19 protein-coding genes are annotated in these 24841 nt (G+C 58.9%); 10 read left to right on the forward strand and 9 right to left on the reverse strand.

The window, feature by feature from the left end; genetic code table 11:
- Window positions 1-2: 2 nt before the first annotated feature.
- On the reverse strand, window positions 3-770 hold the full coding sequence (locus BT199_RS12415; protein WP_014718477.1) for an SDR family NAD(P)-dependent oxidoreductase: 768 nt from the start codon (window positions 768-770) through the stop codon (window positions 3-5).
- A gap of 21 nt (window positions 771-791) precedes the next feature.
- Complete coding sequence (locus tag BT199_RS12420) at window positions 792-2441, reverse strand: AMP-binding protein (RefSeq protein WP_014718478.1); 1650 nt, start codon at window positions 2439-2441, stop codon at window positions 792-794.
- A gap of 377 nt (window positions 2442-2818) precedes the next feature.
- Here BT199_RS12420 and BT199_RS12425 point away from each other — a divergent pair, with 377 nt between their 5' ends.
- The 5 genes from BT199_RS12425 (at window position 2819) to BT199_RS12445 (ending at window position 11567) form a co-directional block, all read left to right on the forward strand.
- Window positions 2819-3712: a bestrophin family protein gene (locus BT199_RS12425; RefSeq protein WP_014718479.1), complete on the forward strand. Its 894-nt coding sequence runs from the start codon at window positions 2819-2821 to the stop codon at window positions 3710-3712.
- Between the two features lie 70 nt (window positions 3713-3782).
- Complete coding sequence (locus BT199_RS12430) at window positions 3783-4841, forward strand: tetratricopeptide repeat protein (protein WP_072434575.1); 1059 nt, start codon at window positions 3783-3785, stop codon at window positions 4839-4841.
- A 156-nt stretch (window positions 4842-4997) separates the two neighbouring features.
- Window positions 4998-6497, forward strand: a complete 1500-nt coding sequence (locus BT199_RS12435) for an ATPase domain-containing protein (protein WP_014718480.1) — start codon at window positions 4998-5000, stop codon at window positions 6495-6497.
- On the forward strand, window positions 6497-8167 hold the full coding sequence (locus BT199_RS12440; RefSeq protein WP_072434576.1) for an ATP-binding protein: 1671 nt from the start codon (window positions 6497-6499) through the stop codon (window positions 8165-8167). The genes BT199_RS12435 and BT199_RS12440 overlap by 1 nt, the downstream gene beginning before the upstream one ends.
- Before the next feature lie 121 nt (window positions 8168-8288).
- Window positions 8289-11567 (forward strand): hypothetical protein, encoded by a 3279-nt coding sequence (locus BT199_RS12445; RefSeq protein ID WP_072434577.1) that lies wholly within the window; start codon window positions 8289-8291, stop codon window positions 11565-11567.
- Between the two features lie 108 nt (window positions 11568-11675).
- On the opposite strand, the gene BT199_RS12450 is transcribed toward BT199_RS12445, so the two are convergent.
- The 5 genes from BT199_RS12450 to BT199_RS12470 all read right to left on the reverse strand — a co-directional run bounded on the left by BT199_RS12450 (window position 11676) and on the right by BT199_RS12470 (window position 18243).
- Window positions 11676-12053 (reverse strand): response regulator, encoded by a 378-nt coding sequence (locus BT199_RS12450; protein ID WP_005788286.1) that lies wholly within the window; start codon window positions 12051-12053, stop codon window positions 11676-11678.
- A gap of 78 nt (window positions 12054-12131) precedes the next feature.
- Window positions 12132-13325, reverse strand: coding sequence for a hybrid sensor histidine kinase/response regulator (locus BT199_RS12455; protein ID WP_014718483.1), 1194 nt, complete (start codon window positions 13323-13325; stop codon window positions 12132-12134).
- A complete protein-coding gene (locus BT199_RS12460) occupies window positions 13319-13918 on the reverse strand; it encodes a chemotaxis protein CheB (RefSeq protein WP_020302772.1) in 600 nt (199 codons plus the stop codon). The genes BT199_RS12455 and BT199_RS12460 overlap by 7 nt, the downstream gene beginning before the upstream one ends.
- On the reverse strand, window positions 13915-14745 hold the full coding sequence (locus BT199_RS12465) for a CheR family methyltransferase (RefSeq protein ID WP_019817062.1): 831 nt from the start codon (window positions 14743-14745) through the stop codon (window positions 13915-13917). The genes BT199_RS12460 and BT199_RS12465 overlap by 4 nt, the downstream gene beginning before the upstream one ends.
- Window positions 14746-18243: a response regulator gene (locus BT199_RS12470; RefSeq protein WP_072434578.1), complete on the reverse strand. Its 3498-nt coding sequence runs from the start codon at window positions 18241-18243 to the stop codon at window positions 14746-14748.
- Window positions 18244-18505: 262 nt separating this feature from the next.
- Here BT199_RS12470 and BT199_RS12475 point away from each other — a divergent pair, with 262 nt between their 5' ends.
- Both BT199_RS12475 and BT199_RS12480 read left to right on the forward strand, forming a co-directional pair.
- The gene (locus tag BT199_RS12475; protein ID WP_014718487.1) at window positions 18506-18859 is read left to right on the forward strand and encodes a response regulator; all 354 of its coding nucleotides are present in this window, start codon (window positions 18506-18508) and stop codon (window positions 18857-18859) included.
- A gap of 114 nt (window positions 18860-18973) precedes the next feature.
- On the forward strand, window positions 18974-20374 hold the full coding sequence (locus tag BT199_RS12480; protein ID WP_072434579.1) for a DUF1254 domain-containing protein: 1401 nt from the start codon (window positions 18974-18976) through the stop codon (window positions 20372-20374).
- A gap of 52 nt (window positions 20375-20426) precedes the next feature.
- On the opposite strand, the gene BT199_RS12485 is transcribed toward BT199_RS12480, so the two are convergent.
- A complete protein-coding gene (locus BT199_RS12485) occupies window positions 20427-21098 on the reverse strand; it encodes a DUF3313 domain-containing protein (protein WP_014718489.1) in 672 nt (223 codons plus the stop codon).
- Between the two features lie 212 nt (window positions 21099-21310).
- Between BT199_RS12485 and BT199_RS12490 the strand changes: the two genes are divergently transcribed.
- Window positions 21311-22018 carry an aspartate/glutamate racemase family protein gene (locus BT199_RS12490; protein ID WP_032903051.1) on the forward strand — a complete coding sequence of 236 codons (708 nt, stop codon included), beginning with the start codon at window positions 21311-21313 and terminating at the stop codon, window positions 22016-22018.
- A gap of 123 nt (window positions 22019-22141) precedes the next feature.
- Here BT199_RS12490 and BT199_RS12495 read toward each other — a convergent pair whose 3' ends face one another.
- On the reverse strand, window positions 22142-22654 hold the full coding sequence (locus tag BT199_RS12495) for a GNAT family N-acetyltransferase (protein WP_020302768.1): 513 nt from the start codon (window positions 22652-22654) through the stop codon (window positions 22142-22144).
- 227 nt (window positions 22655-22881) lie between these two features.
- Here BT199_RS12495 and BT199_RS12500 point away from each other — a divergent pair, with 227 nt between their 5' ends.
- Both BT199_RS12500 and BT199_RS12505 read left to right on the forward strand, forming a co-directional pair.
- Window positions 22882-23853, forward strand: coding sequence for a helix-turn-helix domain-containing protein (locus BT199_RS12500; RefSeq protein WP_020302767.1), 972 nt, complete (start codon window positions 22882-22884; stop codon window positions 23851-23853).
- 99 nt (window positions 23854-23952) lie between these two features.
- Entirely contained in the window at window positions 23953-24825 is an 873-nt protein-coding gene (locus tag BT199_RS12505) for a transporter (protein WP_072434580.1), read from the forward strand.
- Window positions 24826-24841: the final 16 nt, after the last annotated feature.

Genomic DNA, 24841 nt, shown 5'->3' on the forward strand with positions numbered 1-24841 from the left:
CCTTATTTGGCGGCCATGCGCAAGGCACCGTCGAGACGGATCACCTCACCATTAAGCATGCTGTTTTCAATGATGTGGCGTACCAGCGCGGCATATTCGGCGGGTTTGCCCAGGCGTGGCGGGAACGGCACGCCGGCAGCCAGGGAGTTGCGGACTTCGTCGGTCATGCCGGCCATCATCGGGGTTTCGAAAATGCCGGGTGCAATGGTCATCACCCGGATACCAAAGCGCGCCAGTTCCCGCGCGGCAGGCAAGGTGAGGCTGGCGATCGCGCCCTTGGACGCGGCATACGCAGCCTGGCCGATCTGCCCATCGAATGCCGCCACCGAGGCGGTATTAATGATGACGCCCCGCTCGCCGTCGGCATTCGCCTCGGTTTCAGCGATCGCCGCAGCGGCCAGGCGCAGCAGGTTGAAACTGCCGATCAGGTTGACGTTGATGACTTGGGCAAAGCTCGCCAGGCCGTGCGGGCCGTTCTTGCCGAGGATCTTCTCGCCACGCACGACACCCGCGCAGTTGACCAGGCCGTGCAAGCCCCCAAAGGCCTCGACCGCCGCCGTCACGGCCGCTTCTGCAGCGGCTTCCTGGCTGATGTCCGCCACGGCGCTGCGGGCATTGTCGCCCAGTTGCTTGGCCTTGGCAGTCACGGCGTCGGCGTTCAAGTCCACCAGCATCACCTTGGCACCCGCGGCGACCAGCATTTCGGCCGTGGCCGCGCCGAGGCCCGACGCGCCGCCGCTGACCAGGAATACCTTGTTTTCAATCTGCATCGTTGTTTCCTTTTAAAAGGGTCAAGCCACGGCCGCCTGGGCCTTGGCTATTTCCTGATTGCGCAAAATAAAGCGTTGCAGCTTGCCGCTCGGGGTCTTGGGCAAGTCGCTGACAAATTCGATTTCCCGCGGGTACGCATGGGCGGCCAGGCGCTGGCGCACATGCAGGCGCAGCTCTTCAGCCAGCTCCGGGGTGGCGCGGTATTGCTCGCTGATCACCACAAAGGCTTTGACCAGCTCAGTGCGCTCCGGGCAAGGCTTGCCGACCACGGCAGCCTCGACCACCGCCGGGTGTTCGACCAACGCGCTTTCCACGTCGAAGGGGCCCACGCGGTAGCCGGATGTAGTGATCACGTCGTCGCTGCGTCCGACAAAGCTGATGCTGCCGTCCGGGTTCAGCTCCACGGTATCGCCGCTGAGGTAGTACTTGCCGACGAACGCCTTGGTTTTCACGCCGTCGTACCCGGCAAACCAGCACATAGGCGATTGCTCGCGGTCGATGGCCAGGATGCCGGGTTGGCCGGCTGGCAGCTCCTGATGGTTGTCATCCAGCACCACGATGCGATGCCCTGGCGAGGCAAAACCCGCCGAGCCCACATGCACCGGATGCGCCAAACCATGGTGATTGCACAGCACCATGCCCAGCTCGGTCTGGCCGTAATGGTCGTGGATGGTCACGCCCAGGTGGTCGGCGAACCAGCGGATCACCTCCGGGTTCAAAGGCTCACCGGCGCTGCTGACGATGCGCAGCTTGCCCTTGATCGAACCGGCGAACTGTTCGCCACCGGCAATCAACAGCCGATACGCCGTGGGCGAACCGGTCAGGTTGGTGATCGCGTATTTATTGATGACCCGGCAGGTGCTTTCCAGGGTGAACGGGCCATCGTAGAAGGTGATCGGGTGCCCCATGGACAACGGCCCGGTCACGCCGAAATAGATGCCATAGGCCCAGCCAGGGTCGGCAACGTTCCAGAATGCGTCCTCGGGGCGCAAGTCCACGGCGTCGCGCATGTAGCCCTGGAACGCGACGATGGCCTTGAGCGGTACCGACAGCGCCTTGGACGGGCCGGTGGTGCCGGAGGTGAACATCAGCAGGAACGGCTCCTCTGCGCCCAGCAGCACCGGCTCGCAGTGAGAAGAGTAGCTGGGCAGTTCGGCCCAGAAGCTGTAGTCGCCCCGCACGATACCTTCGCCCTTGGCCCCGGCGACCGTGACGATGGTCGGGCAGTCGGCGACTTCCGCCAGCTTGGGACGGTTCACTGCATCGGTAACCACCAGCGCTGCGCCCGAGCTGTTCAAGCGATGTTCAATTGCCTTGGGTCCGAACGCGGTAAACAGCGGCTGATAGACCGCGCCGATGCGCCACGTCGCCAGCACGACCACCAACAATTCGGCAGTACGGGGCAACAGGCCCGCCACCTTGTCACCGCGCTTGACGCCCTGGGCCAAGAGGAAGTTGGCGAAACGCGCGGCCTGCTCTTGCAGTTCGGTAAAGGTTGACGTGGCGCTGCGTCCGTCCTTGCCCTCCCAGAACAACGCGATGCGCCCCGGCAACGCGTGACGGTCACAGCATTCCACGCAGGCATTGAGCGCTTGCAGGTTGCCGGCCAGTGCGGCGTCGACGGTGTGCTGGTAATCAAACTCGGTGGTGGCAGCCAAATACTCACGCATCGCTTCCTATCCTTCTGTGTTTTTATTTTCAGGACGTTTTCAACTCGAGAAAAGCGCTGAAATAGTCGCTCCAGAGCGGCGCAGCGGCAATGGTCAAAGCTTTCAACTTGGCTGACTGGTTTGGCCAGTCCGTAGCGAAACGCGGGGGGCTTTTTCGCTTTTCGGTGGGAGCGGGCTTGCCCGCGAAGGCGGTGGGTCAGTCACCACAGCTGTCACTGCACCACCGCTTTCGCAGGCAAGCCAGCTCCCACAGGGTTATGTACTGCCCGGCTCCCACGTTAGTCATTGAGTCGACTGATCAGGCGGTCGATCCAAGTGATTGGACGCGATGCATAGCAGCTTCTAATCTGAACGCCTGCACGCCACAGAAGCCCTCCATGATCGTTCGCCCTAAACCCAACGTCCTGGGTATCCTGTTCTCCCTCAAAGGCTCCATTGCCAAGCGCATTGCCTGGCGCAGCCTGCTGGTCACGCTGTTGGCCTCGGTCATCGTGCTGGTGGAAACCCTGCACCCTGCCTATTTTTCCAAGGTCAACGCTACGCCCTTCACCTTGTTGGGCCTGTCACTGTCGATCTTCATGAGTTTTCGCAACAACGCCTGCTATGACCGATGGTGGGAGGGCCGCAAGCAACTGGGGCAAATGGTCATTGACGTGCGCTCGCTGATTCGCGAGACCCAGGTGCTGGGGGACACCGCCGAGCGTGCAGGCCTGCTGCGCGGCCTGTGCGGTTTTGCCCATGGCTTGGTCGCGCATTTGCGCCATGAAGATCAAGCCCGGGCGATACACCCTTGGATCAGCATGCCAGTGGGCCACCCCAACCTGCCGGACAGCGTGCTGCAAACGGTCGGTGCGCGCTTTTCGGTCCTGGCACAACAGGGCGTGATCAGCGAATGGCGCTACACCCAACTGGAAGCCCGGCTAGTCAGCTTGAGCCAGGTGCAGGCGGCATGCGAGCGCATCAAGACCACGCCACTGCCCTTTCCCTACACCCTGCTGTTGCACCGCACCATTTACCTGTTCTGCATCTTGCTGCCATTCGCAATGGCCGAGCCACTTGGCTGGTTGACGCCAGTGTTCACCGCGATTGTCAGCTACACCTTCTTTGGCCTGGATGCGATTGGCGACGAATTGGAAGACCCCTTCGGCTTCGACGAAAACGACTTGCCGTGTGATGCTATCCTGCGGACATTGGAGCGCGAGATCCTCGCCGCCCTTGGTGAAGTCAACCTGCCGCCAGCGTTGGAGCCAGCGGACTACGTGCTGACCTGACGCGGGTTTGACACTCGCCTCGCACTGACCGAAGCTTGGAACTTTGCTGCCCAAGCTTTCGGACGCCTGCATGTCAAAGTCACGCCGTTACTCCATCATCGGCCTGTGCGCCCTGTTGTTGATCGTACTGATCACCTGGTTTTTCTCCCGCACCCCTGCAGTGGCCGTACCCCCAGCCATCGCCCATGGCTATTCCAAGGCCTTGAAGCAGGCGCATAACGGCGAGCCCGGCGCCGCACGTGTGTTGTACCAACAGTTGGGCCGGCCGGACCTGTCGCCCGAGCGCCGCGCCGCCTTGCATGCTGAGCTGCCCAATTACCCCAGCCCCCAGGCGCTGAAGCTGGCCGATAAAGACCTCGCCAATGAGTCGGCGCTGGTGCGCGAAGCCGCTATTCACAGCATCGTCGGCCTGGTGCCCACTGGCCAGCGCACCTTACTGCTCGGCCCGTTGCTGGACGATCCGGAACAATCGGTGCGCTTTGCCGCCGCCAACGCCTTGCTGGGCCTGTCGCCCGATACACTGGGTTTGTACTTTGGCCCACTGCAGCAGGTGCTCGATGAATTCGTGACAACGCTCAAGGCCCAGCCCGAAACCGCTGAAGGCTGGATTCAATTGGCGCGCCTGTACATCCACAGCGCCCTGCTGCCGGAGGCGCAAAACGCCCTGGAGCAGGCAATGCGCTTGCAGCCGGACAACCTGCAAGCGGTGGTATCGCAAATCGAACTGCTGGACAAGCAAGGCAAGACCGACGAGTCGCGCCAACTGCTGGCCCGGCAACTGGCGGCGCACCCGGAGTCGGCCTACCTGCAACATGCCTTGGGCATGTGGCTGTTGCACCATGGCGAGCGCCCCTACGCCCTGCTCGGCCTGTCCAAGGCGGTGGAGCTTGCGCCGGACAACCCGGATTATCGCTATGACCTGGCCACCACCCTGCACGCCCAGGACGAAGTAGAGGCGGCCCAGCGCCAGTTGGAAGAAATCGTCCAGCGGCATCCCGCCAATCGCAAAGCCCGCGTGTTGCTGGTCAATTACTGGAAAGAGACCGGGCAGTTGCAGAACGTTCAGGTGCTGCTCGCCCAACTGGAGCAACAGAACCCGGATGATCCGGCGCTACAACAGGGCCTCTGATAGGCGATCAGCTCAGCACTGCAAAAACGTGTAAAGCGACCTCTCTTCGTACAATTCATCCAAAACGTTGAACCGCTAGTGGCCACTACGGTCAAGTGAATATGGCGCGTCCCAGTCGGCGTGCCCCTCTACTTGTACGTGACCTGAGGGCACTTCTTGAGTACATCCAAACAGCTGTTGAGTGAAAAGGCGGCCACCGGCGTCGAAGGTCTTGATGACATTCTTGCCGGGGGGCTATCGCGAAGCCACGTGTTTTTGCTCGAAGGCGAACCCGGCACCGGTAAAACCACCGTGGCCCTGCATTTTCTGCGGGCCGGTGCGCAGAACGGCGAACGTTGCTTATATATCACCCTGTCCGAAACCGAGCACGAACTGCGCCAGGGTGCCAAATCCCACGGCTGGGACTTGGATGAGCATATTCATATCTTCGAGCTGACCCCACCGGAAAGCCTGCTCAACGCCGATCACCAGCAAAGCCTGCTGTACTCCTCCGACCTGGAGCTGGGTGAAGCCACCCGCCAGATCTTTGAAGTGGTAGAGCGGGTCAAGCCGACCCGCGTGGTGGTCGACAGCCTGTCTGAGATCCGCCTTCTGGCGCAAAGCTCGTTGCGCTATCGCCGGCAGATCCTGGCGATCAAGCACTACTTCGTGCGTTATGACGCCACCGTGTTACTGCTGGATGACTTGACCACCGAATCCCTGGATAAGACCGTGCACAGCGTTGCGCACGGGGTGATTCGCCTGGAGGAGCTGACGCCCAACTATGGCGCCGAGCGTCGGCGTATCCGTGTGGTCAAGTACCGGGGCCAGAAATACCGTGGCGGCTTCCACGACTTCACCATCATGGGCGACGGCATTCACGTATTCCCGCGCCTGGTGGCGGCCGAACATCGCGGCGGTTACAACCGTCAAACCTTGAGCAGCGGTATCGAGGAGTTGGATTCTCTGCTCGGCGGGGGGATCGAGACCGGCTCCAGCAGCCTGATTCTCGGCCCGGCCGGTACCGGCAAGTCTTTGATCTCGATGATCTTCGCTGCCGCCGCCGTGGCCCGTGGCGAAAAGGCTGCGCTGTTCATCTTCGATGAAGAGCTGGGCCTGCTGTTCGAGCGCATGAAGAACATGGGCATCGACCTCGCCGCCTTACGGGACACCGGAAACCTGCTGATCGAACAGGTCGATGCGGCCGAACTCTCCCCCGGCGAATTTTCCCACCGGGTTCGCCGCTGCGTGGATGAGCGCGGTATCAAGACCGTGGTCATCGACAGTATCAACGGCTACCAGGCGGCCATGCCCGAAGAAAACGCGCTGATCCTGCATATGCATGAACTGCTGCTATACCTTAACCGCCGTGGTGCAGCCACCTTCATGACGGTGGCCCAGCACGGCCTGGTCGGCGACATGCAGACGCCGGTCGACATCACCTACCTGGCCGACACCGTGATCTTGCTGCGTTATTTCGAGGCCCTGGGTAAAGTTCGCCGGGCCATTTCGGTCATCAAAAAAAGAACGGGCTCCCACGAGTCGACCATTCGTGAATATCGCATCGGCAGCCGCGGTATGACGGTAGGTGTACCCCTGGATAACTTCCAGGGTGTGCTGCGGGGCATTCCAACCTATATGGGTGCCGGCTCCCCTCTGCTCAAGGATGAGGGCTAGTGCCGGCCCTGTCTCCCGTCTACGAGCGTGCCATCGTGCTGGCGCCCATGGGCCGCGATGGCTCATTGGCGCTGATGATGCTTAACGAAGCCGGCTACAGCGGGATTGTCGCCAACAGCCTGGCCGCTCTGTGCGAAGAGCTGACGCAAGGCGCCGGGCTGCTCATCATTGCGGCTGAGGCACTGCGTGGCGTCGACCTTGAGCCGTTACTCGAGCTGTTGCATCAGCAACCGGCCTGGTCCGACCTGCCTATCGTGCTGATGACCCAGCATGGCGGCAAAGAGCAGAACGGCTCGACGCGGCTGAGCGGCTTGCTGGGCAACGTCACGTTTCTGGAGCGGCCGTTCCATCCCATCACCTTGATCAGTCTGGTGAGCGCGGCCCTGCGCGGTCGACGGCGCCAGTACGAAGCGCGGGACCGGTTGATTGACTTGAGCGAGAGTGAGTTGCGTCTCCAGCGCACTTTGGAAACGCTTGAGCAGCAAGTGGAGGAACGCACCGCCCAACTGCGTCACAATGAAGAAGCCCTGCGTCAATCGCAGAAAATGGAAGCCGTTGGCCAGTTGACCGGGGGTATCGCCCATGACTTCAACAATATGCTTACCGGCATTATCGGTAGCCTGGAACTGCTACGCCGACGTGTGTCCCGGGGCAAACTGGATGACCTGGACAGCCTGATCGACCTGGGCGTGACCTCGGCTAACCGCGCAGCGAGCCTCACCCATCGACTGTTGGCGTTCTCCCGTCGACAATCACTGGACTCCAAGCCTGTGCAGATCAACCAGTTGGTCACGTCCATGGGCGAATTATTGCAACGCAGCATCAACGAAAGTATCAACCTGGACATGCGCCTGAGCGACGCCTTGTGGACTGCCGAGGCCGACCCGAACCAGCTCGAAAGCGCCCTGCTCAACCTGGTGATCAACGCGCGCGACGCCATGCCCACGGGTGGCACGCTGACCGTGGAGACCACCAATCGTCACCTCGACAGCGTCTTTACCGCCGCCTACGGCACCTTGACCCCGGGCGACTACGTAGAACTGAGTGTCAGCGACAACGGTTGCGGCATACCGCAACACCTGATGGATCGCGTGTTTGATCCGTTTTTTACCACCAAACCCATCGGCCAAGGCACCGGTCTTGGGCTGTCGATGATCTACGGCTTCGCTCGCCAGTCTCGTGGGCATGTGACCATCCACAGCGAAGTCGGCAAAGGTACGACGGTCAGTTTGTTCCTGCCGCGCTTTATCGGTGAGCCCCAAGCTCAGGAGCCGCTCAACCCGACATTGCTGCCGTTTGCCAAAGCAGGGGAAACGGTTTTGATCGTCGAGGATGATCCCGCAGTTCGGGTGTTGGTCAGCGCGGTGCTCAAAGAACTGGGTTACGGGTTTATAGAGGCTGGGGACGCGAATGCGGCGGTGCCGATCATTGAATCCGAACAGCGCATCGACCTGATGATCAGCGACGTCGGTTTGCCGGGGATGAACGGCCGACAACTGGCGGAAATCGGCCGGCAGATTCGTCCGGAACTCAAAGTATTGTTTATTACCGGATACGCCGAGCACGCCGCGGTGCGGGGTGGCTTCCTGGACCCGGGGATGCAACTGATCACCAAGCCTTTTACGTTTGATTTGTTGACGGCCAAGGTGCGGGAGATGATCCAGGCGTAGAGCGGCCACATGCGGCAATAAGTCGTCACGGTTTAGCAGGCAGCAGATGGAATCGATGTGAGTTTTTTTCCACATACGTTGGCGAACAACGTATTACCCACTTCGACCAGGAATATTTCTGATGACTGCTATTTCCAACTCCCACCTGCGGCAGCTGTACACGACCGATCAGGCAAAGGCCGCCCCACAACCGCAGCCTGCCCGTCTAGAGCTGGCAATAGAGCTAACGCCGGGGCCCCGCCACGAAGAGGCGGATCATGAGTTAGCCCGCTTGTACAACCAGGCTTTGAAACAATTTCCCGAGGATGGCCAAAACGTTCGACAGCACACCGTTAAAGATATCCCGCGCGATTCGTCCTTTATGCAGTCGCGTACGCTGTTGGCTAACCTCCTGAAAAGTCCAGCGTTCAAGGGCTGGGCCAAAGAGCATAACGTAGACCTCTCAAAAGAGATCAGCATCAATGTCGCCAGCGGTACCATCGGTTTCACCACCCTGCGCGCCGAACCCCGAAATGCCTTCGATTTTACGCCGTTCACGCCCATCGGCGAGCCAAAAGTCGAATCCTCCGATATTCAAAGCTTTATTGATTGGCCCCTGCTCGAGAGCGCTGCTAAAACGCTGGCGGGCTCCGGCAACGTTGTAAGCCTGGACCCCACGGCCACTGCGACCACTGCGAAGATCGCGGAAATCGCTCAGTTTCATGGTCATACCTTGCCTTTTGACAGCGATCCGTCGCCTTCAGAGCAGCGGGCATTCATCGTGCAGCACCTCAACGGGTGGCAGGATAAATATAACCTCTTCGCTGAAAATTTCGATATCCCCACCCAAGAACTCCTGAAGAGCCAAGCGTCTAAACTGGGTGATCTGAACAACCGAAGTACTGTGATTGCGGCAATACCAAAAATCGCAGAGATAGTAGATATTAATGTGAAGCAGTTTCTCCCTGGCCCAAATGCATCCGAGGAAGTTCACGCAAAGTACAAACAAGTTGTTGAGGAGCGGATGCAGGTTGCGCTGAATACTGCGATCCAAATCGATCCTGCCTCTTCATATTTTCAAGACAACAAACTGTGGCCGAACGTGGCTGTGACGCTGCGCGACTACCTCGTAGGGCATGGCATAGTACTTCCAACCAATGCATCGGAGTTAAAGGACATTGCGCAGTCTTTGACACGTCGGCCAATTGAAGCACCGGCGCATGGCAATCTCAGTGGAGCGCACTCATGGCCAACGCCGATGAGCAGTGAAGATCGGCGTGCACTTGCCGCCATGACCAGTAAGTTTTTGGAAGGCCAGCCAGAAAACAACTTGCTCGCCTATTTGACCCGTGGAATTGATTATCAGCAGGGTCTTTCCGAAGACTTTCGCGAAGATCGTAGTCGCGCTATTGACAGAATCCTCGGGCTTTCCAATGTTCAGAAATTCGCCCTCGCCGCTGAACGTGAACTTGGCGAAATTGCATCGCCTAACGTGATCGCCGATTGGATGTTGACAGCGCTCTACGACTCGTTGGACCCCCTCAGCATCAACGCAACTTCACCCGATTCGAACAGGACTAAAGTTGCAGGCTTCGACCTGGCCAACATTAACCTCTCCGGAATGAACGCCCGGCACATATACGCCACGCTGTCTGATCACTTGCGTGAAAACGGAGTGACGAACCATTACAACGGCGTGCTGGCCATGGAAGTTCTATTGGCCCGCAAGGCTCCGGAACTCCTGGTCAAAGACATACCCGAAACATTGACCAAGGGCACCCACTCTTGGGTCAGCTTCGCTACGGCAGTAGCCCGTATAGAGGCTGAGGCCCCTGGTTCAACCAGCAAAATGACGTTTTCACAGGTCATGATGCGACATGAGTTGGCACCTATAACGCTGGCAGACAAACTGGTTGAACAGCAGGCTCAAACGGATGCCCTAAAAGACTGGGGCGTTTACAATGGTGTGTTGGTCAGGAGCAGTACAGATCAATATTCAGAAGAAGACATGAAGGCTGTACGTTCTGCGTACAATGATCAGGTGCGTTTGTTGAGTGAGGCTTCCGATACGTTTGCGATGAAGATCCCTGATCTTCATGACAGGGCAGTGGCCAGCATACAATCGCAAAATCCACACTTATCGGAAGAGCAAATCAAACAAAAGGTGCTGACACCAAAGGAATCCGAATTTTTGTCATTTCCAGGCCCCTACTCACTGTTGGACATATTTCTCCATTCCGATAAAACTCTCGAGGACATTGATTTAACTCGCTACGACTCCAGCGATAAAGATTTCGTTCTCAGCAACATCAAATTTGAGAAGCAATCCAGCAGCGTCGTGGCGCACTGGTTTGAAAAAGATCTCAAAACACATTTCGATCGCTTTGAACAGGCTACGCAAACGCAGGTCAAGAATTTGATTTCCAGTCTGCCTGTCGAGGACCGGAAGATCATTGAGCATGGAAAGATTACAATTTCTAAAGAAGTTGATGTTTCGTACGAAGCTTATTCGCAGGTACAAAAAAGAAAAGACTCGTCACCGACCAGTATATTTTTACAAAGCGAGTTTGTGGATGCACAAGGCAATAAAGGCACCCATACCTATGAAATCGACAGCGCAAAGAATACCATTCGAAAACGTGTCGATTTGAACAGCAAAATCCCAGGTGCCATTCTGGACGATAAGATTAATTCCAAGCGCCTTGTCCCCCTCGCCCCTGATGGTAATTACAGGGATAACGTTCTTTCGGCCTGGTCCACCGACTTGGTCAATGATGCCCCTAACAGCTTCGCCAGCGAAAAAACGCAGTACATTGCTGATGCCATGATAAAAAAAATCGGTATTCGCCAGTACGCAGAGTCACTGCGGGGTACTACTACATTCGACGGTGAAGTACCTTTCTATGAAAAAATTGTAGATTTTGTAGCCGGGCTTATTCCGGGTTTTAACGCTATCAAAAATTTTATCAACGGAAACTGGCGCGAGGGCCTCACCGATTTGGCTTTTGATGCTTTCGGTTTTATCCTCGCCGGTGCCGGTGGAGCAGCAAGGGCTGCTGGCGCCGGCTTCAGGGCGGCCTCGTCTACGTTTGGGAGTACCGCAAAAAAACTGGTGCGCGGCACACTGAGCGCGCTCAACCCTATCGATCCAAAGGGTATTGCGTTAGGCTTCGTGCAAGAAGGTATAAAGTCCTTGGCGAACAGTGGTCCCGGACGGAATAATCGACCTTCGTTTAAAATCAAGTATGACCCTGTAAAGATCTTCAGGAACGTTGAGAACGCCACAATAGGCAACGCCAACATGCAAGGGACAACAACAGCAATCGCTGCCACCCAGAAAAACGGCAAATGGTATGCCCTTGACCCTGTCAGTAAACAGCCGTTTGGTCTTCCCTTGAAGGATTTCGTGCCTTCGGCATAAAGGATGTCGTCAAGCGGGAAAAACGCGCAATACCTCAAAAAGGTTCTTCTCGGTGGTTCGAGAAGAACTTTTGCTATCGCACAAAACTTGCGCGTCTCGTTTGAATCATCACGCCAATAAACGCTGGATATGCTCCTGCAGCGTATCCAGATCAAACGGCTTGGCCAAAATCGGCGCGTTGCGCGTGATCGGGCTGTTGCAGTCGAGAATTTCCTGCGGATAGCCGCTGATAAAGATCACTTTCAGTTCCGGTCGCAGCTTGAGCGCCGGCTCAGCGATCTGCACCCCGGAAATTCCACCCGGCAGGCGGTAATCGGTGACCATCAAGTCCAGGTGCGGTTTGGTCGCAAGGATTTCGAAGGCCTGCTCCCCGTCGATCGCCTTCAAGACCCGGTAGCCCAAGCCTGCCAGGTACTCACCCAGCACAAACATAATGGATTCGTCGTCCTCGACGATCAGTACGACATCTTGTGCATCTTCACTCATGGGAAGCCTTTGTCCGGTCAATTGCTGCAGTTACGACCATGGGGTCACGCAGAGGTTGCGTCGAGCTGACGATTGATTTCACGCGGTCGCCTCAAGGGGCAAGCACACACGAAACAAGGCGCCCTCGCCTATCTGGCTCTCCACCTCGATGGTGCCGCCATGGGCCGCTACTATCTGCTCGGAAATAAACAATCCCAGGCCCAGGCCGGCGGCGGCATGGTTGGCGGAAACCCGTTCGAACTGCTGGAAAATACGCTTCTGGTTGTCTTCACTGATACCAATGCCACGGTCGCGCACTTCCACGCGCGCCTCGCCATGCTCGGTATACACCCGTACATCCACCGGGCTTTTAGCCCCGTAGCGCAGGGCATTGGTCAGCAGGTTGGTGATCACCTGCTCGATACGGAATTCATCCCAGTGGCCCTCTACAGGCTCGTCTGCCGCCAACTGCATCGACGATTCAGCCGCGGCGACCTGTGGCTCGAAGTTGTGCACGAGGTTGCGCACCAACTGCGCCAGGTCAAAACGCGCCGGGCGTATGGACAGCTTGCCGGTACGGATGCGTGACACGTCAAGCATGTCTTCGATCAGACGGATCAGGCTTTTGATCTGGCGCTCATCGCGGTCAACCATGGCGTGCATCTTGTCCAGAGTGAACGCGGCGGCGTTGTCCCGCGCCAGGTGCATCTTGCGCAACTGGGTCTCCAGAATCAGCCCGTTCAGGGGTGTACGCACTTCGTGGGCGACAATCGACATGAAGTCGTCACGCATGCGCACCGCTTGTTCCAGTTCGGCCTGAGTGGCCTGCAGGCGCGTGAGCAACAGTTCCTGCTCGCGGCGGCTACGTTCCAGCTCTTCGACTTGCAGCTTCATCGCCTTGCTCTGGCGATACAGGTCGACGAACACATTGACCTTGCTCTTGACCGCATGGATATCCAAGGGCTTATGCAGGAAGTCCACCGCGCCGCTCTCATAACCCTTGAAGGCGTAGTTGAGTTCGCGCCCGGCGGCGCTGACGAACACGATGGGGATGTTCTTGGTCTTTTCGGTGCCGCGCATCAGTTCGGCCAGCTCGAACCCGTTCATGCCAGGCATCTGCACGTCGAGGATCGCCATGGCGAATTCATGTTCCAGCAACAGGGACAACGCCTCATCGGCACTCAATGCCTTGAAGACCTGGCGATCCTCACGCTTGATCAGCGCCTCTAGGGCCAGCAGGTTTTCCGGCAGATCGTCGACGATCAGCAGTTTGGCCTGGACAGTACTTAACATGGGAAGGGTTCCAGGGAAGCCAGCAATGAGCCGATTCGGCTCAAGGAAAGAATATGGTCAGGTGTGTGCAAGGCCAGGGCCGCCAGGGGCATGACGGCAATGCGTGCCTCTTGTGGGTCCTGCACGATGGTGATGCCACCCGATTGCTTGACGTGGGCCAGCCCGCTTGCGCCGTCCTGGTTGGCGCCAGTCAACAAAATGGCGAGCAGGCGAGGCCCATACACATCGGCCGCCGAGGAAAACAGGTAGTCGATGGCGGGTCTGGAATGGTGCACCCGGTCTTCCTGGCTCAGGGACAGGCTGCGGTCCTGCTCTACCGACAGGTGATAACCGGGCCCGGCAAAGTACAAGGTGCCCGCCTCCAGCGCTTCTTTGTCCCTCGCCTCCTTGACCGGGATGTTCAGGCGCCGCGCAAAGACTTCCGCCAATTGGCTGCGGCGCTCGTCCGGCAGGTGCAGCACGGCAATGATCGGCAGGCCGAAGGTACTGGGCAACTGGCCGAAAATACTCAGCAACGCCTCGACGCCGCCGGCGGACGCGCCGACGACGATGGCTTCGATCCCCGAAATCGGGGTGTCCGGCGCGTCGCTCATGATTTTCGGTAAATCCGTTCCTGCTTGACCAAGGGCTCGAATTGCTTGCTGTAGGCGGAAAAATCCAGGGTTTCCTTGCTGCCCAGCACCAAAAAGCCGCGATGACACAGCGACTCATGAAACAAGCCAAACGCTCGATCTTGCAATTTTTTATTGAAATAAATCAATACGTTACGGCATGAAATTAATTGCGTTTCTGAAAATACGCTGTCGGTCGCCAGGCTGTGGTCGGCAAAGGTCACGTTCTCGCGCAATGTCTTGTCAAAGATCGCGTAATCGTAAGCCGCTGTGTAGTAGTCGGCAAATGAACGTTGCCCGCCGGCCTGCTGATAATTGGCGGTATAGGCGCGCACGTTCTCCAGGGAAAAGATGCCCTGCTTGGCTTTATCCAGCGACGCCGGGTTGATGTCCGTGGCGTAGATGATGGTGCGTTCCAGCAAGCCTTCTTCACGCAGCAGGATGGCCATGGAGTACACCTCCTCGCCTGTGCTGCAGCCGGCGATCCAGATCTTGATCGACGGGTAGGTCTTGAGCAGCGGCACGACTTCCTGGCGAATCGCGAGGAAGTGCGACGGGTCGCGAAACATCTCGCTCACCGGGATGGTCAAGAATTGTAGCAACTGCATGAACGCCGCAGGGTCGTGCAACACGCGCTCTTGCAGTGCGGAAATGGTCGCGCAGTCGAACTGACGCAAGGCATGGGCCACACGGCGTTTGACCGACGCGCCCGAATAGTCGCGAAAGTCGTAGCTGTACTTGAGGTAAATCGCCTCGATCAACAGGCGCAGCTCAATATCGCTACTCTTATCCAAGAAACACTGCTCCACTTAAATGCGTTCCATCTTCGGTAGCCATACGCGAATCAGTGAGAACAGGCGGTCCAGGTCAATCGGCTTGGCCAGGTAATCGTTTGAGCCTGCTGCCAGGCAACGCTCCTGATCGTCCTTCATGGCCTTGGCCGTCACGGCAATGATTGGCAGTTTTTTCCAGCGTGGGTCCTGGCGGATCAAGGCAGTGGCCTCGTAACCGTCCATCTCCGGCATCATCACGTCCATCAGCACCAGGTCGATATCTTCGACCTCATTGAGTTTATCGATAGCCTCCTGGCCGTTACGCCCGATCACCACCACAGCACCTTTGTGCTCCAAGGCGCTGGTCAGGGCGAAGATATTGCGCACGTCGTCGTCCACCAAGAGGATTTTGCGCCCCTCGAACACCTTGTCGCGGCTGCGGGCGGTCTTGAGCATCTTCTGGCGGTCATGGGACAACTGGGATTCGACTTTGTGCAGAAACAGCGTGACTTCATCCAGCAGACGCTCGGGCGAGCGCGCCCCTTTGATGATGATCGAACGCGAATACTTGCGCAGTTCGGCCTCTTCATCACGGGTCAGGTTGCGTCCGGTGTAGACGATCACTGGTGGGAACGAACAGATATCCTCGGTGGCCATGCGCTTGAGCAGCTCGTTGCCGAGCATGTCCGGCAGCTTGAGGTCGATGATCATGCAGTCGTAGATGGTGGTGCGCAACAGGTCGAGGGCCTCTTGGGCGAAGCCTACGGCAGTGATCTCGATGTCATCGTCGCCGATCAGGCGGGCAATGCTGTCGCGCTGCAGGTCATCGTCTTCCACCAGCAGGATGCGCTTGACCTTCTGGGTCAACTTGGCTTCCAGGCGCGCGAACACGTCCTTGAGCTCTTCGCGGGTGGTGGGCTTGACCGCATAACCGATGGCACCCATGTGCATGGCGGCTTCGACACGGTCTTCCACAGAGATCACGTGCACCGGGATGTGGCGCGTGTTGGCGTGTTCCTTGAGGCGTTGCAGCACAGTCAGTCCTGAGTGGTCGGGCAGGCGCATGTCCAGCAGAATCGCGTCGGGGATGTATTGCTCGGCGAGGCTGTAGCCCTCGTCGGCACCGTGGGCGACCAGGCAGTGGTAACCCAGCTCGTGGGCGAGATCGAACAGAATGCGCGCAAAATTCGGCTCGTCTTCCACTACCAGGATACAGCGGGTGCTGAACGGTGCTTTTTCGCGGTCGTCGGCAAAGCGCGGGATCAGCTTGGCGTCGGCTACCGGCAGCGGCGAAACCTTGATCGGCGCAGGTGCTGGTGCGACTACCACTTGCCGCGCAGGCTCGATCGGCGCCGCGTCCTCGTCGCGTTCGACATACTGTTCAGGCAAGACGAGCGTGAAAATGCTGCCCTTGCCCGGTTCACTGGTCACGCTGATGTAGCCACCCAACAAAGTGGCCAGGTCACGGGAAATGGATAAGCCCAAGCCAGTACCGCCGTAACGGCGATTGGTGGTGCCGTCGGCCTGGCGGAAGGCTTCGAAGATGCTTTCCTGTTGATCCGGGGCGATACCAATGCCGGAATCGCGCACCGTAAAGGCAATGCCCTCCCCCGGCGCGCGGGAGACTGACAGGCTGACCTCGCCCTGTTCGGTGAACTTGATGGCGTTGGACAACAGGTTCTTGAGGATCTGCTCCAGGCGCTGGCGATCAGTAAACAGCAGGGTGGGCGAGCCCTGCTGCACGTCCACCTGGAAGCCCAGTTTGCGGTCCATTGCCAGCGGCTCGAACATGCCACGCAGGCCATCCACCAGGCGCTCGACGCTGGCGTTTTCCGGGCGCACTTCCAGCTTGCCGGCTTCGACCTTGGAAATATCCAGGATGTCGTTGATCAGGTTGAGCAAGTCATTGCCGGCCGAATAGATCGACTCGGCAAACTTGACCTGCTCGGCGCTGAGGTTTTCCTGCGGGTTATCCGCCAGCAGTTTGGCCAGGATCAGCGAACTGTTGAGCGGTGTGCGCAGCTCATGGGACATGTTGGCAAGAAATTCGGATTTGTACTTGCTGGAGCGCTGCAACTCATCGGCGCGGTCTTCCAGCTCAAGCTGGGCCTGGTTCAGCTCGATGTTCTTGCGGTCCATGGCGTCGCGCTGTTCGGCCAGGGTCTGGGTCTGTTCGGCGAGTTGCTCGTTGGTCTGTTCAAGCTCAGCCTGTTGGGTTTCCAGGTGAGCCTGGGACTCCTTGAGGATGCGCGATTGCTCTTCGAGCTCTTCGTTGGCGGTCTTGAGCTCTTCCTGCTGCACTTGCAGCTCTTCGTTGAGTTGCTGGGTCTCGGCCAGCACTTCCTGCAAGCGCTGGCGATAGCGCGCGGCTTCGATGGAGGTGCCGATATTGCCGGCGATCAGTTCCAGCAGTTCGATATCACGCTCATCCAGAGGGCGCAGGAAGCCCAGCTCGACTACGCCGTTGACACGGTCATCATCGCTGGTCGGCATCACCAGGATGCTGCGAGCGGCCCCTTCGCCAAGACCGGAACTGACCTTGAAGTAATCCACCGGCACATCGTCCAGGCGAATCAGACGATTGAGCTGAGCGGCCTGCCCGACGATGCCTTCGTCGCTGTAGATCGACTGTTCTTGCTGTTCCTGCTCGCGGGAGAAACCATACGTGGCCACGCGCTTGAGGCCGCCGTGTTCTTCACGCACGTACAGCGCGGCGACCGCAGAGCCCATGTACTGGGCGAAGAATTGCAGGATATTGCGTCCCAGCATGTTCAGGGTCAGTTGGCCGAGTACTTGCTCGGCCAGCTCGGTCTGGCCATTGCGCAGCCAGGCGGTTTGCTCGAGGCGCCGTGCAATCTTCTGTTGTGACGCGAGGTTTGCGCTGTAACTCTTTGAAAGTGAGATTAAATTCTTCCTGCCGATGTAGGCCAGAAAACCACTCAACCCCAGTACAAACACCAAGTACAGCGTGACACTGATCACCGTCGTGCGGGTGACCTCTGCGTTACGGGTGATACGGAACTGCTGCTCCATCGCCACCGCGTCTTCGTATTCCTTGCGAATTTCATCAGTGAGCCGCTTGCCCCGGCCCGCCTTGACCGCGCCACGGTAATCACCGCTGTTGCGCTGCAGCTCAATCATCGACTGCGCGTAGGTGTTCCATTCGGTCTGCAAGGTTTCCAAGCGCTTGAGCCGGTCAACCTGCTGCGGATTGTCGGCTACCAGGTCTTGCAGATTGCGCAGGTCGGCAATGATCCGCGGCTTGGCCAATTCGTACGGATCAAGGAAGTGCTCGTCACCGGTGATCAGGAACCCGCGCATCCCTGTTTCCAGGTCAACCGTCAGTTTGGACGTCTCATTGAGGTTGTTAATGACGCGGTCGGTGTGCTCCACCCACTGGATCACCGAGAGCAAATAGGTAATCAGGCAGACGAAAAACACCGCGCTGAGCACGCCCACGCCCAAGGGCAGGGCCACGTTCCGGCTCAGCAGGGTACGAAAGCTTTTTTCATCGACGGACGACGCGGGTGTCATGGGCATGCCTTGGCCAAATGCGGGAAAACCGCAAGTTTGCCCGAATAACATCGCTCAACGCTATGTTTGTGCGTTGATTGACAGCGGATGCGGTCAAGCGCATAGCGCCGGTACCTTGGTGAGTCAGCACGCAAGCGGACGGGACTTTTTGCGCCGCTAAGGTCACAATGCCAGCAATTGCTTCGGAACTTGCTGGCATTGTTATTACTCACAATCTAGTTGCCTTTAAGCCCAGCGCTCTCACTGTTCAGGAAAGTTCACTATGTCCCACACCTCCACCATCCTTGTAGTCGAAGACGACGCCATCGTGCGCATGCTGATCGTCGATGTCCTCGAAGAGTTGGAGTTCACGGTGCTCGAAGCCGCGGATGCTGGGGAAGCACTGGCGCAGGTGCAAAATACCGACCAGATCATCGACCTGATGATGACCGACGTCGGCCTGCCCGACATGGACGGCAAACAACTGGCAACCAAAGTCCGCGAACTGCGCGCTACCCTGCCTATCCTGTTTGCCAGCGGCTATGCCGAAAACATTGATGTGCCCGCCGGTATGCAGGTGATTGGCAAGCCGTTCTCCATTGATCAATTGCGTGACAAAGTCAAATCCATGCTCTAACGCCCCTTCCTCATCGTCCTTTTCAGAGATTAACGTGACGACCGGCCAATAAAACAGGAAACTCAGCGCCTTCACGCCACGCTCTCAGATAGCACTCAGGAAGGACGCAACAACATGATTGGAAAACCGACGCGCCTGCTGTTGGCGAGCCTCTCGATACTCATAAGCTGCGGCGCCTGGGCTGACTTCACCGCAAGCCCCAGCGAAGCCAGGGCCATTGCCAAGGAAGCCTACTTGTACGGCTTCCCGGTGGTGCAGATGTACAAGACGCTCTACACCCAGGCCGTTGATAAAGGCGGTGCCCACTTCAAGGCGCCGTTTAACCGTATCGACAACGGCGCCCAGGTGCTCACCCCCAAGGACAACGCGGTTACCACCCCCAACGTCGACACGCCCTACTCGTTCGTGTGGATGGACCTGCGTAGAGAGCCGCTGGTGCTGACCCTGCCCAAGATTGAAGACAAGCGCTATTACTCGGTGCAGTTGATCGACCTCTATACGCAGAATTTTGCCTACCTGGGTACCCGCAGTACCGGCAATAACGGCGGCCACTACATGATCGCCGGGCCAGACTGGAAAGGTCAGCAGCCGGTGGACATCGACCGTGTGGTCTACAGCGAAAGCAACATCGCCTACGCCCTTTACCGCACGCAGCTGTTTGATGACAAAGACCTGGGCAAGGTCAAGCAGATCCAGAGCGGCTACAAGGTGCAGGCGCTGAGCAGTTATGTGAAGCAACCCGCGCCTGCCACTGTGCCGAAGATCCAATGGCCCAAGCCGATGGCAACCATGACCGAAGGCCCGCAGCTGTTTCGCTACCTGAACTTCATGCTGGCCTTCGCCGCGCCCCAGGACAGCGAAAAAGATCTGCTGGCACGCTTTGCCAAGATCGGTATCGCCCCAGGCGCGCCGTTCAAGGTCAAGCAGTTGACTACCGAGCAGCGCAAGGCCCTGGAGGACGGCATCGCCGATGGCCGCGCCGAATTCGCCGCGTTCAAGAAGGCCAAGGTGGATACCCACCAAGTGACCGACGCAGACCTGTACGGCAGCCGCGACCACCTGCAAAACAACTACCTGTACCGCTACGCCGGTGCCGAGCTGGGGATGTTCGGCAACTCCAGTGATGAAGCCGCGCACTTGAGCTACGTCATCGACAGCGAGGGCAAGCCGGCTAATGGTGCACGCCACAGCTACACCGTGCATTTTGCCAAGGACCAGCTGCCGCCGGCCGATGCGTTCTGGTCACTGACGATGTATGACGCAAGGACCAAATTGCTGGTGCCGAATCACAAGAAGCGCTACCTGATCAATTCGCAGATGCTGCCTACCCTCAAGCTCGATGCCGATGGTGGCTTGACCCTGGCGCTGCAGCACCACGAACCTCCCAAGGCTGAGCAGAGCAACTGGTTGCCGGCCCCGCCCGGCCCGTTCTACGCGGTGTTGCGCATTTACCTGCCCAAGCCTGAAGTCGCTGGCGGCCAGTGGAAGCTACCAGCGTTGACGCCGCTTAAATAAGCTCGGCGAAAAAAAGGCACGGCGGGTGATGACCCGCCGTGCTTTTTTTGACTCAGTGTTTTTTCAGCTTCACGTAGGACTGGTGCAGGTCCGACGCCCAACCATCGATGACGCTTTTCACATCGTCGGCCTTCATCACTTGGGAGTCATTAGCCAGCGGCTTGCCGGTGCCTTTGCGCACCACTTGGGCCAGCACTTTATGAGTGGCGCCGTCGAGAAACTGCGCCTCGGTGCCCAGGGTGGTCTCCTGGTCGCGAATGCCGGTGCCGGTGCTCACTGCCGCAGCCACTAGGGCGACGGGAATAAATTCATAAGGCTTGAGGCTCTCGGTCTTGCTGCTCACGGCGGTAATCGCCGCCCTTACCACGATCACTCCAGGGCCAGGGGCATTGGCCACGGGCAATGACTGAGCCAGCTCGCGCTTGAGCGCCTGGTTGTAATAGTCGTTGATTCCCCGCAACGTGCTCTCTGGAATGCGGGAAGTGGCCTGGGGCTTGGGGTAAAACTGGGTGGGCTCGATGTACACCGCCGTGTAACGGTTCAAATCCAGTTGTGGATCAACCCAGCGCATCACCTCAGCCCCCGAGGGTGACTTGGCCTCCTTGAGCTGGCTGTAGTTGGAAAGAAACCCTGAATACTCATTCGGTTGCACCACCTTGCTGGCGCAACCGGCCATACCGAGCGAAGCGACGCACAGTGTGCCGATCATTAGCCTTAGTTTCATTATTGAACTCCCTGGCGAGCATCATCGTAAGAACGAGTGGTAGGTATAGCCAATGTTGAGGCATCGCACCTTAATTTAGCGCCGGGTATTGATCAGAAGTGATCGTTGATCAAGGTTATTTGAACTGCTCCGGTGAATTGGCTGGCAACTGCGTATGACTCATCCGCCTTCAATGGGTAAGGTGAAGCCACACTTTTTGTCCGGAGCACCACATGCGCACCATCGGCCTTATCGGCGGCATGAGCTGGGAGTCCAGCGCCGAGTATTACCGTCTTATCAACCAGCGTGTGCGCGACCAGCTCGGCCCGCTGCGGTCGGCGCAAGTGTTGATGTACAGCGTGGATTTCGGCCCGGTGGAACAGGCTCAGCATGCCGGGCGTTGGGACGATACCGCGCTGATCCTGGAAGATGCCGCGCGACGCTTGCAGGCCGGGGGGGCTGATTGTGTGGTGCTGTGTACCAACACCATGCATTTAGTGGCACCGCGCATTGAGGCGGCAGTGTCGATTCCCTTCCTGCATATTGCCGATGCCACGGCGGCTGCGGCCCTGGAGGCCGGGACCTTGACGGTGGGCTTGTTGGGTACCGCGTTCACCATGGAGCAGGATTTCCTTAAATCCCGCCTCGCCGGCCAGGGGCTCACCGTGCTGGTGCCAGACGCGGATGAACGCAAGGCGGTGCACCGAATCATCTATGAAGAGTTGTGCGTGGGCGTCATCAGCGACGCCTCGCGCCAGGTGTATCAGCAGGCGATCCAGACTCTCGCCGCACGCGGCGCTCAGGCGATTATTCTTGGCTGCACGGAAATCTGCCTGCTGATCCAGCCCGAACACAGCGCACTGCCGCTGCTGGACACCACCGCGTTGCACGCGCAGGCCGCGGTGGGGTTTGCCTTGCAGGGCATCTGTACCGGGCGCTGACTCTGTGGGCAATGCATGACCCGTGTGGGAGCTGGCTTGCCTGCGATAGCGGTGGTTCAGTTGAAGATTCAGTGACTGATACTCCGCCTTCGCGGGCAAGCCCGCTCCCACAGTTTTACAGGATCAAGCCGACGTGCGCAGGCGCGCCATGCTCAGGGTGTCGACAAACATACCGTCGCGCAGGGCGTAATCGCGCAGCCGCCCTTCCACTTCGAAGCCGAACTTGCGGTACAGGTTGTGCGCAGGCTCGTTGTCGGCGTAGACCGTCAGCTCCACACGGCGCAGGTTCATCCAGTTGTCGGCCACCTCCAGCGCGGCCGCCAACAGCCGCGAACCGACACCCTTGCCCTGCCACGCGGGCGCCACGCCCATACCCAACGAACCAACGTGGCTCTGGCGTACGCGCAGGTACTGCTCAAGCCCTAATTGGCCAATCACCTCACCGCCATGCAACGCCACCAGTTGCAGGCGCCGCTCGTTATCCATCACCAGGCGCTTGCGCCACATCTCAACCGACTGAAAAGGCATTTGCAGCACCTGACGGCAAACAGCCGGCTCGTTGTATAGCGAGGCGACGCCCTCCAGGTGGGCCTCGGTAAAACGCTGGATCACGATAGACGGTTCAGGTGGGTGCATTGCATTTCATCCTTTGAAAGACAAGTGGCGGGCCAGTGTAGAGGCTAAGCGCCTGGCTGACGAGTCGGGCGTTTTCTTACCAGCCAACCAGCACCATCCTGCATCTGAACGATGGCGATCCCTATGCGCAGCGCCGATACTCAGCTCAGGCCCTGCCCCGTCAACCCGACACTTCGGCCTTCACCCTGTGACGAGAACAACAAAAAAAGTCCCACAGAGGAATACCCATGAGCCGCCTTGATTACTCGGGCCTGTTGCAGGCCTTCAGCACCCTGACCCTGGACCTGCAACGCTTGGCCCAACACAAGGACATCGAACACTTCCAGTGCCATGCCCTGGCACGCGTCAGCCAATTGCTCGCCTTCGACAGTGCCTGGTGGGGGCGCTCGGCTGTCATCAACGGTCTGCCGCAAGAGCACAACAGCTACCTCTACCAGTTGCCGCCCGACTACCTGGCGGACTGGCAGTCAATCCGCCATCTGGACGTGACCGTTGCACGGGTGCATGCCTCGCCTGGCGAGGCAGTAATTATCGATATGCGCGACCCCGCCAGCGGCAGCGCCTTGAACTGGCTAGCGCAACGCCACGGCCTAGGTGAATTGCTGTGTGTCATCCATATCGACCCGCAAACCCACCTCAGCCACCACCTGACGCTCTACCGCCAGCCCACTGCGCCCACGTTCAACGCGCAGGATTGCCAGTTGCTCAATAACCTGATGCTGCATCTGGTGGCGGCGGTCTCGGCAAACCAGATCCGCACCTTGGTGGCCATGCGTGAAACCCTGGCCAGCCCGCGCAATCTGGCCCTGGCGGTGTGCGACCCCCGGGGTGTGTTGCAATGCGCCGAGCGCGGTTTTGTCGACCTGCTGCTCAGCGAATGGCCGCAATGGTGTGGCCCCACCCTGCCGGTGCCGCTTGATGAGCGCGGGTATGACGGCAAGCGCATCCACATCCAGGCGTCCCCAGTGGGCGACCAATTGCTGTTGGCCGCGCGCCTCAACCGTGCCCTGCCCCAGCTCAGCCCACGGGAAAACGACGTGGCCCAAGGCTTCGGCGAGGGCAAGACCTACAAGGAAGTGGCCCGCGACCTTGGCCTTTCGCCCAATACCGTGCGCCACCATATTCGCGCCATCTACGCCAAGCTCGGCGTCAAGGACAAGGCGCGCATAGCGCACCTGGTGCACGCCCCGCCCGACTGACCCTGCCCGCTTCGCCCACGGTTTTGCCACGGTCGTTTTTTACGGTCACGGGCTGCTGTTGCCCATTTTCCGGCCTCCTCTAACACGAGACGCTTCGCCATGACTTTAACGCGCCTACGTAACCTGACAGTGCTGTGCGCCAGCCTGTTCAGCCTCGACAGCCAGGCTGCCGACCTCAACGCCCGCGATTTTTTCGCCGCCCCACCGGGCACCCGCCTGGGTGTGCTGTACCTGCCCGCCACCCGTGCCCGCGATTTCCATGGCCCCGCCGACAGCACCGGCAAGGCCGACCTCAGGGTCAACGCCGTGGCCTACCGTCAGGTGTATTTCACCGACGCCTGCGGCACGTTGTGCACGCCGCAATTCATCCTGCCCTTTGCCGACATCAGCGCACGCCTTCCCGGCGCCAACCAGCGCAGCCGCGAGCGCGGCCTGGGCGATCCACAGGTGGGCGGCACGCTGTTTTTCGTCAACGACCCGGTGACGCGCACTTACAGCGGCTTGTTGAGCCTGATCACTGTGCCGATAGGTGAGTACCACAGCCAAAACCCGGACGTGTCCCCCGGTGCCAATCGCTGGGGCGCCACCTTTGTCTACAACTACACCCACGGTATCGGTGAGAAATGGGTGCTGGAAGCCAACCTGGAAGCCCAGCTCTATGGCCGCAATGACGATTACTTCGGCAGCGAACTCAAGCAAGCCCCGCTGTATCGCCTGCAGGCTTTTGCCTCGTATGACTTCAGTGCCGCCACTTACGGCGCATTGCGCCTGATCCAGGCCGACGGTGGCGCCCTGCGCCTCAACAACCGTCGCCTCGACGATACCCACAAGCGCTACACCCAAGTCGGCTTCGAACTCGGGCACTGGCTCGACCGGCAGAACCAACTGATGGTCAGCCTTTCGCAACACGTTGCGGCTTCCAATGGTTATGCCGGCACCGAAGCGCTGTTGCGCCTCGTGCATGTGTTCTGACCCCTTTCCCTGGAGC

It is taken from the genome of Pseudomonas sp. NFR02 (genome assembly GCF_900119375.1).
Classification (GTDB): Bacteria; Pseudomonadota; Gammaproteobacteria; order Pseudomonadales; family Pseudomonadaceae; genus Aquipseudomonas; species Aquipseudomonas paracarnis.

Bases quoted from the DNA above. Each gene is read 5' to 3' on its own strand.
- BT199_RS12415 (WP_014718477.1), bottom strand. From the start codon at position 770: ATGCAGATTGAAAACAAGGTATTCCTGGTCAGCGGCGGCGCGTCGGGC.
- BT199_RS12420 (WP_014718478.1), bottom strand. From the start codon at position 2,441: ATGCGTGAGTATTTGGCTGCCACCACCGAGTTTGATTACCAGCACACC.
- BT199_RS12425 (WP_014718479.1), top strand. From the start codon at position 2,819: ATGATCGTTCGCCCTAAACCCAACGTCCTGGGTATCCTGTTCTCCCTC.
- BT199_RS12430 (WP_072434575.1), top strand. From the start codon at position 3,783: ATGTCAAAGTCACGCCGTTACTCCATCATCGGCCTGTGCGCCCTGTTG.
- BT199_RS12445 (WP_072434577.1), top strand. From the start codon at position 8,289: ATGACTGCTATTTCCAACTCCCACCTGCGGCAGCTGTACACGACCGAT.
- BT199_RS12450 (WP_005788286.1), bottom strand. From the start codon at position 12,053: ATGAGTGAAGATGCACAAGATGTCGTACTGATCGTCGAGGACGACGAA.
- BT199_RS12455 (WP_014718483.1), bottom strand. From the start codon at position 13,325: ATGTTAAGTACTGTCCAGGCCAAACTGCTGATCGTCGACGATCTGCCG.
- BT199_RS12460 (WP_020302772.1), bottom strand. From the start codon at position 13,918: ATGAGCGACGCGCCGGACACCCCGATTTCGGGGATCGAAGCCATCGTC.
- BT199_RS12470 (WP_072434578.1), bottom strand. From the start codon at position 18,243: ATGACACCCGCGTCGTCCGTCGATGAAAAAAGCTTTCGTACCCTGCTG.
- BT199_RS12475 (WP_014718487.1), top strand. From the start codon at position 18,506: ATGTCCCACACCTCCACCATCCTTGTAGTCGAAGACGACGCCATCGTG.
- BT199_RS12480 (WP_072434579.1), top strand. From the start codon at position 18,974: ATGATTGGAAAACCGACGCGCCTGCTGTTGGCGAGCCTCTCGATACTC.
- BT199_RS12485 (WP_014718489.1), bottom strand. From the start codon at position 21,098: ATGAAACTAAGGCTAATGATCGGCACACTGTGCGTCGCTTCGCTCGGT.
- BT199_RS12490 (WP_032903051.1), top strand. From the start codon at position 21,311: ATGCGCACCATCGGCCTTATCGGCGGCATGAGCTGGGAGTCCAGCGCC.
- BT199_RS12495 (WP_020302768.1), bottom strand. From the start codon at position 22,654: ATGCACCCACCTGAACCGTCTATCGTGATCCAGCGTTTTACCGAGGCC.
- BT199_RS12500 (WP_020302767.1), top strand. From the start codon at position 22,882: ATGAGCCGCCTTGATTACTCGGGCCTGTTGCAGGCCTTCAGCACCCTG.
- BT199_RS12505 (WP_072434580.1), top strand. From the start codon at position 23,953: ATGACTTTAACGCGCCTACGTAACCTGACAGTGCTGTGCGCCAGCCTG.